This window comes from Leeia aquatica (assembly GCF_012641365.1).
GTDB lineage: Bacteria > Pseudomonadota > Gammaproteobacteria > Burkholderiales > Leeiaceae > Leeia > Leeia aquatica.
In genome coordinates this window covers 308808-322416 of sequence record NZ_JABAIM010000002.1, presented here as the reverse complement: position 1 = coordinate 322416, position 13609 = coordinate 308808, and the positions used below count along the sequence as shown (strand labels likewise).

General features: G+C 60.9%; 19 protein-coding genes. 4 read left to right on the top strand and 15 right to left on the bottom strand.

Annotation, left to right across the window (positions count from 1 at the left end):
- Window positions 1-36: 36 nt before the first annotated feature.
- Window positions 37-957 (bottom strand): LysR family transcriptional regulator, encoded by a 921-nt coding sequence (locus HF682_RS10560; RefSeq protein ID WP_168877256.1) that lies wholly within the window; start codon window positions 955-957, stop codon window positions 37-39.
- 113 nt (window positions 958-1070) lie between these two features.
- Here HF682_RS10560 and HF682_RS10555 point away from each other — a divergent pair, with 113 nt between their 5' ends.
- Both HF682_RS10555 and HF682_RS10550 read left to right on the top strand, forming a co-directional pair.
- The gene (locus HF682_RS10555) at window positions 1071-1703 is read left to right on the top strand and encodes a LysE family translocator (RefSeq protein WP_168877255.1); all 633 of its coding nucleotides are present in this window, start codon (window positions 1071-1073) and stop codon (window positions 1701-1703) included.
- Window positions 1704-1723: 20 nt separating this feature from the next.
- A complete protein-coding gene (locus HF682_RS10550; RefSeq protein WP_168877254.1) occupies window positions 1724-2371 on the top strand; it encodes a LysE family transporter in 648 nt (215 codons plus the stop codon).
- Here the strand turns inward: HF682_RS10550 and HF682_RS10545 are convergent.
- Together HF682_RS10545 and HF682_RS10540 are read right to left on the bottom strand one after the other, a co-directional pair.
- Window positions 2350-2805 carry a hypothetical protein gene (locus HF682_RS10545; protein WP_168877253.1) on the bottom strand — a complete coding sequence of 152 codons (456 nt, stop codon included), beginning with the start codon at window positions 2803-2805 and terminating at the stop codon, window positions 2350-2352. The genes HF682_RS10550 and HF682_RS10545 overlap by 22 nt on opposite strands.
- 1 nt (window position 2806) lies before the next feature.
- The gene (locus HF682_RS10540) at window positions 2807-3724 is read right to left on the bottom strand and encodes a LysR family transcriptional regulator (RefSeq protein ID WP_168877252.1); all 918 of its coding nucleotides are present in this window, start codon (window positions 3722-3724) and stop codon (window positions 2807-2809) included.
- A gap of 116 nt (window positions 3725-3840) precedes the next feature.
- Between HF682_RS10540 and HF682_RS10535 the strand changes: the two genes are divergently transcribed.
- The gene (locus HF682_RS10535; protein ID WP_168877251.1) at window positions 3841-4485 is read left to right on the top strand and encodes an NAD(P)-dependent oxidoreductase; all 645 of its coding nucleotides are present in this window, start codon (window positions 3841-3843) and stop codon (window positions 4483-4485) included.
- 33 nt (window positions 4486-4518) lie between these two features.
- On the opposite strand, the gene HF682_RS10530 is transcribed toward HF682_RS10535, so the two are convergent.
- Window positions 4519-5412, bottom strand: a complete 894-nt coding sequence (locus tag HF682_RS10530) for a LysR family transcriptional regulator (protein ID WP_168877250.1) — start codon at window positions 5410-5412, stop codon at window positions 4519-4521.
- A 98-nt stretch (window positions 5413-5510) separates the two neighbouring features.
- On the opposite strand from HF682_RS10530, the gene HF682_RS10525 reads away from it, so the two are divergent.
- A complete protein-coding gene (locus tag HF682_RS10525; RefSeq protein ID WP_168877249.1) occupies window positions 5511-6272 on the top strand; it encodes an SDR family NAD(P)-dependent oxidoreductase in 762 nt (253 codons plus the stop codon).
- 14 nt (window positions 6273-6286) lie between these two features.
- On the opposite strand, the gene HF682_RS10520 is transcribed toward HF682_RS10525, so the two are convergent.
- The 11 genes from HF682_RS10520 to HF682_RS10470 form a co-directional block, all read right to left on the bottom strand.
- A complete protein-coding gene (locus HF682_RS10520) occupies window positions 6287-6739 on the bottom strand; it encodes a DUF2214 family protein (protein ID WP_168877248.1) in 453 nt (150 codons plus the stop codon).
- 106 nt (window positions 6740-6845) lie between these two features.
- Entirely contained in the window at window positions 6846-7259 is a 414-nt protein-coding gene (locus tag HF682_RS10515) for a hypothetical protein (protein WP_168877247.1), read from the bottom strand.
- Window positions 7256-7513 (bottom strand): hypothetical protein, encoded by a 258-nt coding sequence (locus HF682_RS10510; RefSeq protein ID WP_168877246.1) that lies wholly within the window; start codon window positions 7511-7513, stop codon window positions 7256-7258. Before HF682_RS10510 ends, HF682_RS10515 begins: the two co-directional genes overlap by 4 nt.
- Before the next feature lie 12 nt (window positions 7514-7525).
- Window positions 7526-8392, bottom strand: a complete 867-nt coding sequence (locus HF682_RS10505; RefSeq protein WP_168877245.1) for a bifunctional transcriptional activator/DNA repair enzyme AdaA — start codon at window positions 8390-8392, stop codon at window positions 7526-7528.
- A 4-nt stretch (window positions 8393-8396) separates the two neighbouring features.
- Window positions 8397-8864: a DUF1203 domain-containing protein gene (locus tag HF682_RS10500; protein ID WP_168877244.1), complete on the bottom strand. Its 468-nt coding sequence runs from the start codon at window positions 8862-8864 to the stop codon at window positions 8397-8399.
- 76 nt (window positions 8865-8940) lie between these two features.
- Entirely contained in the window at window positions 8941-9234 is a 294-nt protein-coding gene (locus tag HF682_RS10495; RefSeq protein ID WP_168877243.1) for a hypothetical protein, read from the bottom strand.
- A gap of 96 nt (window positions 9235-9330) precedes the next feature.
- On the bottom strand, window positions 9331-10434 hold the full coding sequence (locus HF682_RS10490; RefSeq protein ID WP_168877242.1) for a nitroreductase family protein: 1104 nt from the start codon (window positions 10432-10434) through the stop codon (window positions 9331-9333).
- Complete coding sequence (locus HF682_RS10485) at window positions 10431-11306, bottom strand: ThiF family adenylyltransferase (RefSeq protein WP_168877241.1); 876 nt, start codon at window positions 11304-11306, stop codon at window positions 10431-10433. Before HF682_RS10485 ends, HF682_RS10490 begins: the two co-directional genes overlap by 4 nt.
- A gap of 39 nt (window positions 11307-11345) precedes the next feature.
- Window positions 11346-12041 (bottom strand): N-acyl amino acid synthase FeeM domain-containing protein, encoded by a 696-nt coding sequence (locus HF682_RS10480; protein ID WP_168877240.1) that lies wholly within the window; start codon window positions 12039-12041, stop codon window positions 11346-11348.
- 412 nt (window positions 12042-12453) lie between these two features.
- On the bottom strand, window positions 12454-12987 hold the full coding sequence (locus HF682_RS10475; RefSeq protein ID WP_168877239.1) for a GNAT family N-acetyltransferase: 534 nt from the start codon (window positions 12985-12987) through the stop codon (window positions 12454-12456).
- A gap of 8 nt (window positions 12988-12995) precedes the next feature.
- Window positions 12996-13535 (bottom strand): cysteine hydrolase family protein, encoded by a 540-nt coding sequence (locus HF682_RS10470; RefSeq protein WP_168877238.1) that lies wholly within the window; start codon window positions 13533-13535, stop codon window positions 12996-12998.
- Between the last annotated feature and the right edge of the window lie 74 nt (window positions 13536-13609).

The following is a 13609-nucleotide window of genomic DNA, read 5'->3' as shown; positions in this document are numbered from 1 at the left end:
GGCCCTGCGAGTGAGGCTGATGATCAGCGCTGTGACTCAGTCCCGAAAGTGAAGGATGTGGTTGCGAAATACCGCCAGCCGGGCCAGCAGCGCGCGGTTGCGCAGGGTGCGCACCACTGCTTGTAGCGTCGGCAGGTGCCAGCTTGGGTGCTGCAGGATGAGTTGCAGCGGGCGAAACAGCGGGCGAGGCAGCGGGTGTTGCCGTACCCCTTCCGGCAACGGGTACAGCGCCAGTTGCGGCAGGATGCTGAAGCCCAGCCCTTGCGACACCAGGGCGAGAATACTGCCATCACTGTTGAGCGTGCGGGCCGGCTGCAGGGGCCACCCCTGCTGCTGCATGTGGGTCAGCACCACCTGGCGGGCGGCGTTGCCTGCTTCGATATAGGGCAACTGGCCGGTTTGCATCAGCGGCTGGGCTTGGGTGGCGTTCAGGCTGGCGGGGTAGACCAGCATGAATTCGTCGTGCAGAAAAGGGGCCTGAAACAGGGTGTCAGGCAACTGGAAGCTGCTGATGCCCAGGGTGGCTTTGCCACTGCAAACCGCATCATTCACCTCATGCGAATCCTTGCAGCCATCCAGCAGCTCCACCTCCAGCGCCGGATGGGTACGGGCCAGATAAGTCAGCACCGTGGGCAGCACATGGGTTGCAATGCTGCGAAAGCTGGCAATGCTGATACGGCCTGTTACCCCATCGGGTTGCTGCAGCGACGGAACGATGTTGTCGACCAGCTGAAGGATATGCCGGGCCTGCTGGCAGACTTGCTGACCCGCTATGGTGAGGCTGCTGCCACGACGGCTGCGCTGCAGCAGGCGGCAGCCAACCGCTCGCTCCAGCTCGGCCAAGGCGTGGCTGATTCGCGACTGGGTGCAGCCCAGTTCTACTGCCGCTTGACTGAAGCTGCCCTGTTCGGCCACCGCCACCAGTACCGCGAGCTGATTGAGTTTGATGTCAGACATGCAGCCTTGGCCATCGAAAAAAGTAATGTTTAAGTCTGAAATATAACCCATTTCGGTAGGGAAGACAGCCGGAACATCTCGACAATGCCATCACCGACATGATGGAGCGCAGCATGAACAGTAGTGTGTTTCTGGGAACGGTTGCAGCCATGTACACCCCACTGGTATTGAGCCCGGGGCCTTGTGCGCTGTTGGTCAGTCGTGCCTCGATGGTGGAGGGGCGTCATACGGGCATGCAGGCTGCATTAGGCATCACCACTGGTGCCTTCCTGTGGTCTGCGCTGGCTGCGGCAGGCGTCGGCGTCATGCTGGGGCAATGGCCAGGGGTGATCGCGGCCTTGCAGTGTGCCGGGGGGGCGTATCTGGGCTGGATGGGTGTTGCGCTGGTGCGCAGTGTGCAACGTCCTGCGCAGGAGGTGAACGGTGATGGACATGAAACGGCACCTGCGCAGCGAGCCTACTGGCGTGGGTTGGCGACCTGCATGACCAATCCGCAGGCGCTGGTGTTTTTCAGCAGCCTGTTTGGTGCCTTGTTCACGGCAGAGGTATCGCCGCTGCTACGTCTGGCCAGCGTACTGACCGTTGTGGGCATCGCACTGGTGGGCTACCTGGGGCAGGCCGCGCTGTTTGCCTTCCCGCCATTGCAACGCCGGTACCAGGCCTCACAGCGCTATCTGGATGGGGTCTGTGGTGTCGTGTTCCTGCTGTTGGGCGGGCGCTTGCTGCTGCAAGGGCTGGCTGCTTGATTGTGACGTTTGGAGGCGGTATGAGTGTGGCAGGTTTTTTGCTGACGGTTGCAGGGCTCTACTTCCCGCTTGCGATCAGTCCGGGACCAAATGCGTTGCTGGTGAGCCGGGCGGCGGTGGTAGAGGGGCGGCGGTATGGCATGCTGACCGCACTGGGGATTACGACAGGCTCGATGACCTGGGCCGCTCTGGCGGCAGCGGGGGTGGGCGTATTGATTTCACGCTGGCCCTGGCTGATGTGGGGGCTACAGGCAGTCGGAGGGCTGTGGCTGGCGCGGGTAGGCTGGCGTATCCTGCGGGCACCGAGCGTCGCCCAAACGCCGCGCTCACCGGGTGCTATGCCGGAGGCTACTGATCTATGGCGTGCCTACTGGCGGGGTGTCAGTACCTGCCTGACCAATCCGCAGGCACTGGTTTTCTTTGCCGGTATGTTCGGCGCCTTGTTCACGCCCGAGATTCCCCTCTGGTTGCGTTGGTCAAGTGTGGCGACGGTGGCCTGCATTTCGCTGACCATTTACCAGCTGCAGGCGACAGTGTTCTCTCACCCGGAACTACAGCGCCGCTACCTCAGCGTGCAGCGGGGGCTGGACCGGGTGTGCAGTGCCTTGTTCATCCTGTTGGGGCTCAAGTTGATCTGGGCGGTGGCTCAGGCAGTGGCTGGGGCATGAAAACGCCAGCCTTGCTGGCTGGACAGCGCAACAATTTGCGCGGCATCCGCACGATGTACGACCGTGGTGCACCAATCCGTGGTCCAGGGTCGGTGAATCTGCAGCAGGACCTGACCGCCCCTGCCGGGGGTGTGTCGAATCTCATCCTGCAACCAGCGGAAGTAGCGTGGGGCGACATCTGCATTTTTGGGCGGGAAGGGGGGCAGTAGCTCTATCCAGTCGCACAGTTGTTCATGGAGCTCGTCCAGTTGCGTGGCGATGGCCAGGTAGTCCGTCAGCTGCTCCAGTAGTGCGGCGAGTCTGGCATCTTTGACCTCAGTCGCCCATGCATAGCGATGCTGGGATGGGGCCGCGTCCACCACGGCGACAATGTGTTGCACGTCTTCTGCTTGCAGCTCATGGCCGGTCAGGCGGTGGATTAGCTCATGCAGCATGTCAGACCTCAGTGTGCAGAGAAAACGAGCTGGATAATACGTAATCGGCCTGACGAAAGAACCCGGTCAAAATGTCTAGTGTATGGCGCACCTTGGCAGGCTGTGCATCGCGGCGCAAGGTGACGGCGTGGGCTGGCATTCCGGACAGGTGCCAGTCTGGCAGGATGGCGAGCAGGCGACCTTCCGCCAGCGCTTGCCGGTCGCTGAAGCCCACGCCAATATGGATCCCCCAGCCTGCAATGCACAGTGCATGCAGTGTGCTGACTTGATTGGCCCGGGCGCGGCCCTCTACTCGCAGGCGCTCCAGTTGACCTGATGGGCCGCTTAACTCTAGCCACTCGCCGCCGGGTCGGCACAGCCAATCGTGGGCCAGCAGGTCTTGCGGATGCTGGGGCATGCCATGCGAGGCCAGATAAGCCGGTGCGGCACACAGTTGACGGGGTATCACTCCCAAAGGGCGTGCCACCTGATTGGAGTCGGGCTGTGAGCCGACCCGGATGGCAACATCAACACGCTCTTCGATCAGGTCTACCCGCCGGTCGTCCAGCAAGAGCTGCACGGAAAGACGCGGGAAGCGGCGCAAGGGGGCGAGCGCCTGAGCCAGCAAACCGCCAAAGTCAATCGGGGCCGCCAGCCTCAGCTCCCCTTCTGGCTCATCACGCAGCAGATGCAGCGCCTGCTCTGCCCGGCGGGCCGCGGCCACCATCTCGGCACAGCCTTCGTAAAAGCGGCTTCCCGCTTCGGTGGCTGCCAGTCGGCGCGTAGAGCGGTGCAGTAAGACCAGCCCAAGCGACTGTTCCAGCTGGCGGATGTGCTGGCTGACCGCTGAAGGCGTCATATCGAGTCGACGGGCTGCCGCCGAGAATGAGCCCGCCTGCATGACTTCAGCAAACACGGCCATCTGCCTCAGCCTATCCATGATCCGCACCTATTGTTAAGTTTTACTTATTAATAATAGCGAATAATAGGGAATTATCATAAAGAAAATCAAAGTTCATACTGGCATCACTTTCTACCCACACAGGAGTTACCTAAATGAAGATCGCACTGATTGGCGCAACCGGTTATGTAGGCACCCCGCTGCTGCAGGAGCTGCTGCAACGCGGCCATCAAGTGACCGTGCTGGCCCGCCAGCCGGAAAAGCTGCAAGCCCAGGCCGGGCTGACGGTGGTCAAGGCCGATGTCTATGATGCGGCGCAAGTGGCGCAAGCCGTCACCGGGCACGATGCGGTGATCAGTGCATTCAATCCCGGCTGGGCTGAGGCGGCCTTGTATGACCTGTTCCTGCAAGGCAGCCGTGCCATCCTCGCCGGTATCAAGCAGGCCGGTATCAAGCGCGTGTTGATTGTAGGTGGCGCAGGCAGCCTGTATGTGGCACCGGGCGTGCAGTTTATTGACACCGATGCCTTCCCGGCAGAATACAAGGCGGGTGCATCCGCAGCGCGTGAAGTGCTGCGCTGGTTGCCGGCTGAAACCGGGCTGGACTGGAGCTTTGTGTCGCCGCCACCGCTGCTGGTACCGGGTGAGCGCAGCGGGAACTACCGCCTGGGTGGCGATGACATGTGGCCCATGGTCAACGGCCAACCGGCCACCATCACCACGGCTGATCTGGCTGTCGCCATGGTCGACGAGATCGAGCAAGGCCGTCACCTACAGCGCCGTTTCACGGTTGCAGCGTAAGTCCAGCACCGCTGAGTGCCGGTAAACCGGCACTCAGCGCGGGCTACGCAGAAAATCGACCAAGGCCTGCAGCAGTGCGGGCCGCAGCCGCCTGCCGGGGTGGTACAGATAGAAATGCTCGGCTGGCGGCCACCAATCCTGCAGCACATAGACCAGCTCTCCACGTGCCACATAGGGGGCCACCATCGCCTGATAGTGGTAGCACAGCCCCATGCCGGACAGGGCACCTTGCAGCAAGACCTCCAGATCATCGCTGGCCAGCGGGCCCTGACAGGCCAGCTGCATCTTCTCCTGCTCCCGCTGCAATTCCCACTGGTAATAGGCCCCGCTGGGAAAGCGCAATTGCAGGCAAGCATGCTGTAGCAGCTCAGCCGGATGCTGGGGTGTGCCATGCTGCGCCAGATAGGACGGGGCTGCACACACGACAAATTGCACCGGTGCGCCCACGCGCGTGGCCACCATGCCTTGCTGCAGGCTCTCACCAAAGCGGATGCCAGCGTCAAACCCCTCCCGCACGATGTCCACTAGCGCATCATTAATCGCCAGCTCCAGCTCGACCTCCGGGTGGCGGGCATGCCATTCCCCCATCCGTGGCGCCAGTAGCAGATGCGCGGCTGGTCGTGGCAGGTTGATGCGTAGTCTGCCCCGCAGCTCTCCCTGGCTGTCCTGCAGTTGTTGCAGGGCGGCGTCGATTTCCGCAAAAGCGGGTGCCAGCCGTTGTAGCAGTTGCTCGGCCGCGGGGGTGGGGCGCACGCTGCGGGTAGTGCGGTTGAACAGGCGCACCTGTAGCTGTTGCTCCAGTCGGGTGATGGCATGGCTGACGGCAGAGGGGGTCTGCTGTAACTGCAGCGCGGCCTTGCGAAAGCTGAGGGTCGTGGCGACCCGGTGCAGGATGTGCAGGTCGTGCAGGCTTGGGTTTGAATTCATGAAATTTAATCACCTGTTTATTAAAGAATAGGTGGATTGTTGAATCAATGCAAGCTGACCATACTGTGCTGGCTTACTTCAACCAAGGATTGATTGCCATGCAGAACAACACATTTGAAAACAAAACCATCCTGGTCACCGGTGCCTCATCCGGTATTGGTCTGGCCAGCGCCAAAGCCTTTCTGGCGCAAGGTGCTGCCCGGGTTTACCTAACCGGGCGAGATGCCGCCCGGCTGGACAAGGTCGCAGCTGAGCTGGGACCGAGAGCAGTGCCGGTGGTGGCGGACAGCAGCAACCTGCTGCAGCTGACTGCGCTGGCCGAGCGGCTGGAGAAGGACGGGCAGCCGCTGGACGCGCTGTTTGTGAATGCCGGGGTGGCGCATTACAACGTGATGGGGCTGACCAGCCAAGGCGAGTACGACACCCTGTTTCGTACCAATGTGCAGGGGGTGTTCTTTACCGTGCAAACCCTGCTGCCGCACCTGAAGGATGGTGGCAGCATTGTGTTGAATGCCTCAGTAGCCAGCAGCAAGGGCATGGGCAACCTTAGCCTGTACAGCGCCACCAAGGCGGCTGTCCGCTCCTTTGCCCGCAGCTGGGCGACGGATCTGAAACCACGCCGCATCCGAGTGAACGCCATCAGCCCGGGTGTGACCATGACCGCAATCCAGCAAGGCGGTCTGGGTCTGAATGATGAGCAACTGGCGCAGATGGAGGGCTGGATGCAGGAGGCTGCGCCCAGTGGCCGTTCTGCACAGCCCGAAGAGATCGCCGCCGGTGTGCTGTTCCTTGCTTCAGATGCCGCCAGCTACGTGAATGGCGTGGAGCTGGCGGTGGATGGCGGGCTGGCGCAGATTTAAGCGAGCGTAAGGGCCTAGCCCAGATAGCCTACTCCTCGGGCCATCAATGCGGCGCACACCAGCATCACCATCAGCAACAGCAGCTCCAGCGCCACAGTACGTTGCAGGCGCAGGCGCTGCTGTTCATCCAGATCAGGCACTTCACCTTGCTGGGTGCGGCTGCGCCAGCCCAAAAAGACCTGGGTGGGGCGTATCGACAGCAGCCCGGCCAGCGCAAAAGCACCGACCTTGATCCAGAACGGCAGGCTATGGCTATAGTACGCCATGCCTTTCTCATAGAGCCCCGCCCGGCTGAAACCAACCAGCAGCGCGCCCAAGGCAGACAGGCCATACATCAGGTCTGCCCGCTGCAGGGCATTGGCCCTTGGCAGGGAGAGCGGAGTAGAGAGCAGCGCATACTCGACACTCAAGGATGCGATCAGGGTAAACAGCAGCAAATGATGCAGGCTGGCCAGCAGGGCAGACATGGCGTGCTCCTGAAAGAAGGATGGTGACAATTAAGTATGCATTCTAGACTACACTGTACCGTTCGGTAAATATTTTGAGCGTGGGAATGCTGACCTCCACACGGCGCTAAGCTGCATCGAGCGTGAGACGTAGCTTAGGTAAGGCTTGCCAGGTGGCGTGAAACGCTTTGACCTGCTGTGACAGCTCATCCAGCGCTTGTGTCGGGCGGGATTGATGCAATACCTGCAGCAAGGGCAGGGACCAGCCTTGCTCTCCGATCATGACTTGCTCATGGCGAGTGAACTGCGGCCTGGCCGCCATCAGCGCCAGTCGCGCATGCAAGCCGTGGATATCCTGCAACAGAAAGCTAAGCTGGCTGGCCGTCTCGTGGGTCGCCGCCAGCAGCAGATTGTCCAGCGCTATCCCTTCTGGGGTCTCCGTGTTGCAGGCGGGAAACAGTTCAGGGTAGGCATGCGAGCAGTGCTGCAGCTCATCGGTGATGGCTTGCAGTCGAGCCAGCAAGGCTTCTGTAGTACTCATGGCGCCTGGCGGTTACGGGCATGACCGCTGGCGGCGCGCTCATTGCCGCGACGGTAGTTACCGGTCAGAATCGCCAGCTGGCGTTGCACCTCGGCTTCGTTCAGGCGCGCCAGTTTCTGCAGCAAGCCCGCTGCTTGCCGGACGGGAACCACGGCGGCCAGCAGCCCACGGTGGCGGATTTCCAGTCGGCCATCCTTACAGTGTTGCCAAGTAAAGTGTTCTGCTTGCATGCCGCCACGATAGGCGAAGCCCATGCGGCTGGCAAGTCAGACGGCCAGATCCGCGTGATCCTGCCGCGCGCGTTCCAGCGCCAGCAAGGCCGCCTTGCGGCTGCTGCCCCAGCGGTAGCCACCCAGCTCGCCACTCTGGCGGATGACCCGATGACAAGGAATCAGTACCGCCAGGGTATTACTGGCCACACTCTGTGCCACTGCCCGACTGGCTTGCGGTTGACCGATCATGCGGGCCAGATCCGAGTAGGAGCAGATTTGGCCGGCGGGGACGCGCATCAGCGCTTGCCAGACTTGCAGGCGGAAGGGGCTGCCCTTCATCAGGATGCCGAGGCGCTGCTCCGGTTGTTGACCCGACAAGCGCTGCTGCAGATTGCTGGCCGTGATCTGCAAGGCGACCTCATCGTGCAGCAGCCGCGCTTGTGGCCATTCCTGTTGCAGCAGGGCAATGGGGTCTTCCTCGGCTTCAACAAAGCTGGCGTGGCACAGCCCACGTGGACTGCTGGCCAGCAGCATTGGGCCGAGCAAGGACGGAAAAATGCCCCAATGCAGGGTCAACCCGGCCCCCGCGCGCTGATACTCGCCCGGACTGACACTCTCCACCGAGAGAAACAGCTCATGCAAGCGAGAAGTGCTGGACAGGCCCACCGCATAGCTGGTGTCCAGCGTGCTGCTGGACTGGCGCAGCCAGCGTTTGGCGTCCTGCAGGGTCATGGCTTGCAGCAGCTCCTTCGGGCTGACCCCGGCGTGAGCCACGAACAGACGCTGCAGATGGAATGGACTGCTGCCCACATGTTGTGCCAGCTGCTCCAGTGAGGGCTGCTGCTCTCGCTCGGCAACCAGATACTCGATGGCGCGTTGTACCAGCTGGAAGTGCGAGAGGTTGAGGGGCGGTTCCATCATGGGCTCAGGCGCGGTCGATACGGCAAGCATAGCAGCCTCGGCGTGCGTGATGGACGTGGAGAAACTGGGCGTCAGCCTGCTGGAAGAAACGCGAGATCAAGGTTTCCAGTTGCGCGCCCTCGCAGACATCGGCATCCACCATGTCGCCATGGGCTGCGTAGGCGCGTACGCTAAGCAGGCGCAGCCGCAGTGCACGCGGTACCTGATTCATCGCATCAAACGTTTCCCGTGCGGACTCACGGATGAAAATGGGACCGCTGGCCGCATAGAGACTGCTGGAGGCATGGTGAGCATGGTTCAGCAGCAGCACGCGCTCGCCCACCGCAGCATCTTGCAGGCTGATGCGACATGGCGCGCTGTCCGGCTCGCGGATGATCAGGCGCTGTATGCCTTGTGCCTTGAGTGCGGCATCGCTTAATGGCAGCAAATGCTCGAAAGGGGCAGCGGGCAGGCCGCGAATGCGAAAGGACATGACAATCTCCATGGCAAAAGTATTGCTGTCAGTGTCCTGCTATGGAGGGGGAACGACAATCCGGTTCTTGCGCGAATCAGGGCAGGCGGTGCCAATCTTTGCCGGAGTGCTCAGGAAAAGCCTGGCTGCTGGTCGGGTTACGCTGCACCCAGCGCTGGTATGCCGGGAGCTGCAAGGTCCGGATCAGGTTACGTTGCAGCTGTTGCAAGGGGTGAGGCCCGGGTTGATCGTACAAGGCTTGCAGAAAGGCCGCCTGATCAGCTTGCGCCAGGGCACGGCAAAACTCGCGGTTATCGAAATCAGACGAAAACCGGGACAACACCTGAGGGTAGAGCGCATACAGCGCTTGCAAGGTCTGGCGAGCGGGCATCGGGTCGGGTCATTCTCCCCATCGGGAGGGTTATTGAAACACTGCCGTCATGTGCTTGCAATACACGCGGGTAGCCGGTTGACCTTTGGACCAGTGTCAATGTGCACTGCTGGGTTCATTGGGTGCCCCTGCCAGCATCAAGGCCGACAATGGTCGTCTTAGTGAGCGGGCTTTGGCTCGCGGTCCAGCTCCGATGCGACCAAAATAGGCGGCGCGTGCCAACGGGTCTTCGCCGAGCAAGGTTTGCAATTGCTGCTGCAATTGCTGCATGCGTACGCCGATGGTGACATCCTGGCTGGCCGGACGGCCTGAGCGGACATACCAGCTGAAGATCAAAGGTGTCATTTCCGGCTGCACCTGCAGACCCAGCTGATCGGCCGTCAGCCAGAAGCGCTGCAAGGCTCGCCCGGCATTGACATGGTCTATCAACCCTTGCGGGGGATGCTTGGCCAGCAGGGCAAAATGGGCGGCGCATTTGAGCGCGGGTAGCCAATCCAGCTGCAGGCGGGGCAGCCAGGTACCGGCGAGGTAGCGGTTGAGGAAGCGGACACGTTGCCAGCTGGCCAGCGCCCAGCGCATCAGTCTCAAGCCCAGCGGGTCCATGCCGATGGCTTGGTCCGGGATCCGGTCCTCGCTGAATTGCGCACCCCATTCAATGATATCCCGATGTACCGGGTAGGCCTCCGGCATGGTTAGCCGGATCAGCGCATTGCGCCAGAGCAGCCGGGCGACCGTTTTACGCTGTTGCCCCTCCAGCCAGACCAGCTGCCAGTCTTGACCTGCTGCGGCTTGCAGGGCGTGTTTTTCATCCGCGGTCAGAGGACGTGTCTGCAGGGGGCGGCGTTGTACGGTGCGTTGGCGAATGCTGGCATACAGCGGGTTGGGGGAGAGGGCAGCGTCTGGGTGTAGCCGCAGGCTCAGACGCAGCGCTTGTGCGGTATCCGGTGATTCAGGCCATTGCTCCTCTACCCGGTAGCCCAGCTCCGCTGCAGCAATATGTGCCGTTTCCAGCAAGGCACCCAGTGCAATCTGGCTCGGGCGACCGTCCATATCGTAGACGACAGTCTCGCGGGTGTCGAAAGCATGGATGATAGCGTGGTGCGCATCGCGATACTCGAAGCGCCAGGCTTGTGCATTGTCACCACTGGGCGCCCAGCGGGCGGCATCCAGCACCTGCAAGATCGGACAGTCTGGCTTCATGCGGGTGCCATCGCCAGTTTTTTACGCAGGATTCGCCGCATGATGGCGAGCTTGAGCTGCTGCAGCGGATGGCGGTTGCCGCCGGGCAACCAGGTATGACGCAGCTTCTGCCGATAGGCATCGTAGTGGATTCCCCTCGGGGCGGCGACGACCTTGCCACGGTTCAGCAGGATTTTCAGCGCTTCCGTGGCGGCCACACCAGCACACAGCTGGCAGGCCATGACCGTAGACGGGCCTTTCTTGAGGTCAAGGCGAACCCGGCTATAGTCCGCCAGATAGCCCATATGCAGCATGCTGGGTGCCAGACCCAGCAAGAAGCGCAGGGCCTGCTCCAGATCACTCTGGCCTGCCATCTGAAAGTAGTCATCAAAAGACATGCTGCCCGGCAGGAAAGCAAGGAAAGCGGTGCCCATGCCGAGCGGGGCTGCGGTGATGGCCGGGATGCCTCTGTGCTGGCAGGCGGCAAAGATGGCGCGCCGGATGTCAAAGGCAAAGAAGTCCAGACTGTCGACATACAGATCCACTCCGGTCAGGAAGTCATCCAGGTCGGCGTTGGAGATGCCCTGGGGGAAAGGTCGGATGTCCAGTTGTGGGTTGATGTCCAATGCCATGCGCTGCATCACGTCCAGTTTGGGCTGGCTTACCGTGCTGATCATGGCCCCGGCCTGGCGGTTGAAGTTGGCGACATCGAAACGGTCAAAGTCGGCCAGCGTGAACGCGCCGATGCCGAGTCGGGTCAGGGTCAGCAAATGGCTGCCGCCTACGCCACCCAGCCCCGCAATCGCTACGCGTTTGCGCTGTAGCGTGGATTGCTCGGCTTCCGTGACCCAACCCAGATTGCGGGAAAATGCCTCACCATAGTCAAACAACATGACAAGTACTCACTTCTGATCAAATGCCACCCGGCAGGCTTAGTCGAGCTGTTGCAGGCGGTTCAGGATGCCGGCTTCATCCACTGGCGAGAAAAAATAGGGATAGAACGAGCGCTCCTTGGCGGCCAGATCCGGGCGACCACCAAAGCGCTGTATCTGTTGCTGGGCATAAGCGATGGGGATATGCAGCAGCACTGCGGGTGCATTCACGCGCTGGCACAGGCGCTCTTCGCCGATGATGCTGAAACCGAGTGCGCGATGATAGAAGCCGACATGGCGCGGATTGACTTCGATCACGATGTCCGAAGCTCCGCGCAAGCGACAGGCAATCAGCATGGCAATGTGAAACATGGCACCCAGTACGCGCTTGGAGCGAACATTGGGGTCAACAGCAAAGCGGCCGAATTCACACAGGCGACGCCCTTCCGCATGCAGACGGCTGATGATCTCCGGGTACAGCTGTGCGGCAGACAAGGCCTCACTTTTGAAATTGACACTGAGGGTGCCCAAGGCATTCTCGCCCACCTGCGCGACGATGGTGCTGGCGTCCGGTGCATGGCTGATGGTGGTTTCCATGCTGTAACCCCGGCTGGCGTACATCCGGTGTAGCAAGGCCTGGTTTTGGCCGCTGCGTGACAGGCGAATCTTGTAAGTCTGCAACGTCGGAACGATGCATGACTTTCCTGACTCAGCGGACAGTTCCAGTCCTGCAATGGTGTAACTTTCCCTGCTCATATACTTCATCCCTGTGGCAAAAGGGGGTGTCCAAAGACATCCTTTGCCCCTTCCGTACGCGTCTGGTGAGGCTTTTTCTTATCGTACGTAGGCCCAGTTTGAATTGTCAAAATTTGTTAAAACCCATGTTTTCTATAAAAATTCCCATCGCATATAAATGTAATCTTTGTTTAAGTAATTGATATTTAAAGTAAAAAATAATTATAAAAAATGACGTAGTCATCTATGGTGCTAGAAAAATGAGAGGTAGCCCGTTGATGCTGCGGTCATTGTCCCGACAGGCGGTGGGAACGCAGGAATGAGCGTGAGGTAAAAAATGGAGAGTGTTGATCAGGAGGGCTGACCTGCCCCGGAGGATGTCGAATCGGGGCAGGCGACCATGTCCATGACATGACTGGGTATAAAGGGGAGGTTAGCGCAGCATCGCAGGGGAGAGATGACGGAAGCGCCAGCCTTCGCCGCCACGAAATGGCATGGTGGCTTCCAGCTGGGCCCCCAGACGCTCGGCTACGGCCCGTGAAGCGACATTGCCGGTAGCGACCACGCTGATGGCCGTGGTCCAGCCACAATACTCATAAGCCGCTTGCAGGGCACGCCTAGCGGCTTCGGTCGCGTAGCCTTTGCCATGATGCTCCGGCAGCAGTGCCCAGGTAATTTCCGGCTCTGGCCAGCCTTCCGGAAACCAGGGGCCGGACAGGCCGACAAACTGCCCACTGGCCTTCTCCTCCAGCGCCCATGGGCCATAGCCATGCAGCAGCCAGTGGCCGGCGTATACCGCCATCTTGCGCCAGGCATCCTCTCGTGAGCAGGGACCGCCGTAAAACTGGGATACCGGATCCGCAAAAAAACGGGCCATCGCTTCAAAGTCTGCCTGCTGGAAAGGGCGCAGCAGCAGACGTTCGGATTCGAAGCTGGGGATACTGTATGTGTGGGCCGTGAGTGACATATGCACGCTCATGATGCCGTATTGAAGTGGATGTCAGCGCTGTTCAGGGCCTGGATACGTGGCCCGAAGCTGCTGATATTGGGCAGGGTCGCATTTTCATGGGCCCGAATGGCGGCAGCGGTGGCGTGCGGCTTGTCGTGCGTGGTGTGGGCATCCGCGACAAGGGAGACCGGGTAGCCACGCGCTGCTGCTTGCCTCACCGTGGTATCAACACAGAATTCGCAAGCGTAGCCGCAAATCACCAGTTGTTTGACCTGCTCCGCATCCAGCAGCGCTTGCAGCTCGGTCCGCAAAAACGAGTCCGGCGTGGTTTTGCGTACCTCCCGATCGCTGGGCTCTCGCAGCAATCCGGGCTGCAGCTGCCATCCGGGAGACTGGTACGCCAGCGGGCTCTCCGGCTTCTCGTGCATGATCCAGATCACCGGTTGGCCCGCCGCACGGGCTGCAGTGGTCAGCTGATTGATGCGCTCAATTACCTGTGCCAGTTCAAACGGCGGGGTGCTGAACAGGCCTTGCTGCATGTCGATAACAAGAAGGGCGGTTTTCACGGCGTGGGCGTCTCGGGTGGCAAATGGTGCAGTGTAATGCAGGAGGGCGTGTTGCGCATCAGGCCGAACTGCTA

What these genes read in the sequence shown, in the direction of transcription:
- HF682_RS10560 (WP_168877256.1), bottom strand. Translation starts at nt 957, where the DNA reads ATGTCTGACATCAAACTCAATCAGCTCGCGGTACTGGTGGCGGTGGCC.
- HF682_RS10555 (WP_168877255.1), top strand. Translation starts at nt 1,071, where the DNA reads ATGAACAGTAGTGTGTTTCTGGGAACGGTTGCAGCCATGTACACCCCA.
- HF682_RS10550 (WP_168877254.1), top strand. Translation starts at nt 1,724, where the DNA reads ATGAGTGTGGCAGGTTTTTTGCTGACGGTTGCAGGGCTCTACTTCCCG.
- HF682_RS10545 (WP_168877253.1), bottom strand. Translation starts at nt 2,805, where the DNA reads ATGCTGCATGAGCTAATCCACCGCCTGACCGGCCATGAGCTGCAAGCA.
- HF682_RS10540 (WP_168877252.1), bottom strand. Translation starts at nt 3,724, where the DNA reads ATGGATAGGCTGAGGCAGATGGCCGTGTTTGCTGAAGTCATGCAGGCG.
- HF682_RS10535 (WP_168877251.1), top strand. Translation starts at nt 3,841, where the DNA reads ATGAAGATCGCACTGATTGGCGCAACCGGTTATGTAGGCACCCCGCTG.
- HF682_RS10530 (WP_168877250.1), bottom strand. Translation starts at nt 5,412, where the DNA reads ATGAATTCAAACCCAAGCCTGCACGACCTGCACATCCTGCACCGGGTC.
- HF682_RS10525 (WP_168877249.1), top strand. Translation starts at nt 5,511, where the DNA reads ATGCAGAACAACACATTTGAAAACAAAACCATCCTGGTCACCGGTGCC.
- HF682_RS10520 (WP_168877248.1), bottom strand. Translation starts at nt 6,739, where the DNA reads ATGTCTGCCCTGCTGGCCAGCCTGCATCATTTGCTGCTGTTTACCCTG.
- HF682_RS10515 (WP_168877247.1), bottom strand. Translation starts at nt 7,259, where the DNA reads ATGAGTACTACAGAAGCCTTGCTGGCTCGACTGCAAGCCATCACCGAT.
- HF682_RS10510 (WP_168877246.1), bottom strand. Translation starts at nt 7,513, where the DNA reads ATGGGCTTCGCCTATCGTGGCGGCATGCAAGCAGAACACTTTACTTGG.
- HF682_RS10505 (WP_168877245.1), bottom strand. Translation starts at nt 8,392, where the DNA reads ATGATGGAACCGCCCCTCAACCTCTCGCACTTCCAGCTGGTACAACGC.
- HF682_RS10500 (WP_168877244.1), bottom strand. Translation starts at nt 8,864, where the DNA reads ATGTCCTTTCGCATTCGCGGCCTGCCCGCTGCCCCTTTCGAGCATTTG.
- HF682_RS10495 (WP_168877243.1), bottom strand. Translation starts at nt 9,234, where the DNA reads ATGCCCGCTCGCCAGACCTTGCAAGCGCTGTATGCGCTCTACCCTCAG.
- HF682_RS10490 (WP_168877242.1), bottom strand. Translation starts at nt 10,434, where the DNA reads ATGAAGCCAGACTGTCCGATCTTGCAGGTGCTGGATGCCGCCCGCTGG.
- HF682_RS10485 (WP_168877241.1), bottom strand. Translation starts at nt 11,306, where the DNA reads ATGTTGTTTGACTATGGTGAGGCATTTTCCCGCAATCTGGGTTGGGTC.
- HF682_RS10480 (WP_168877240.1), bottom strand. Translation starts at nt 12,041, where the DNA reads ATGAGCAGGGAAAGTTACACCATTGCAGGACTGGAACTGTCCGCTGAG.
- HF682_RS10475 (WP_168877239.1), bottom strand. Translation starts at nt 12,987, where the DNA reads ATGTCACTCACGGCCCACACATACAGTATCCCCAGCTTCGAATCCGAA.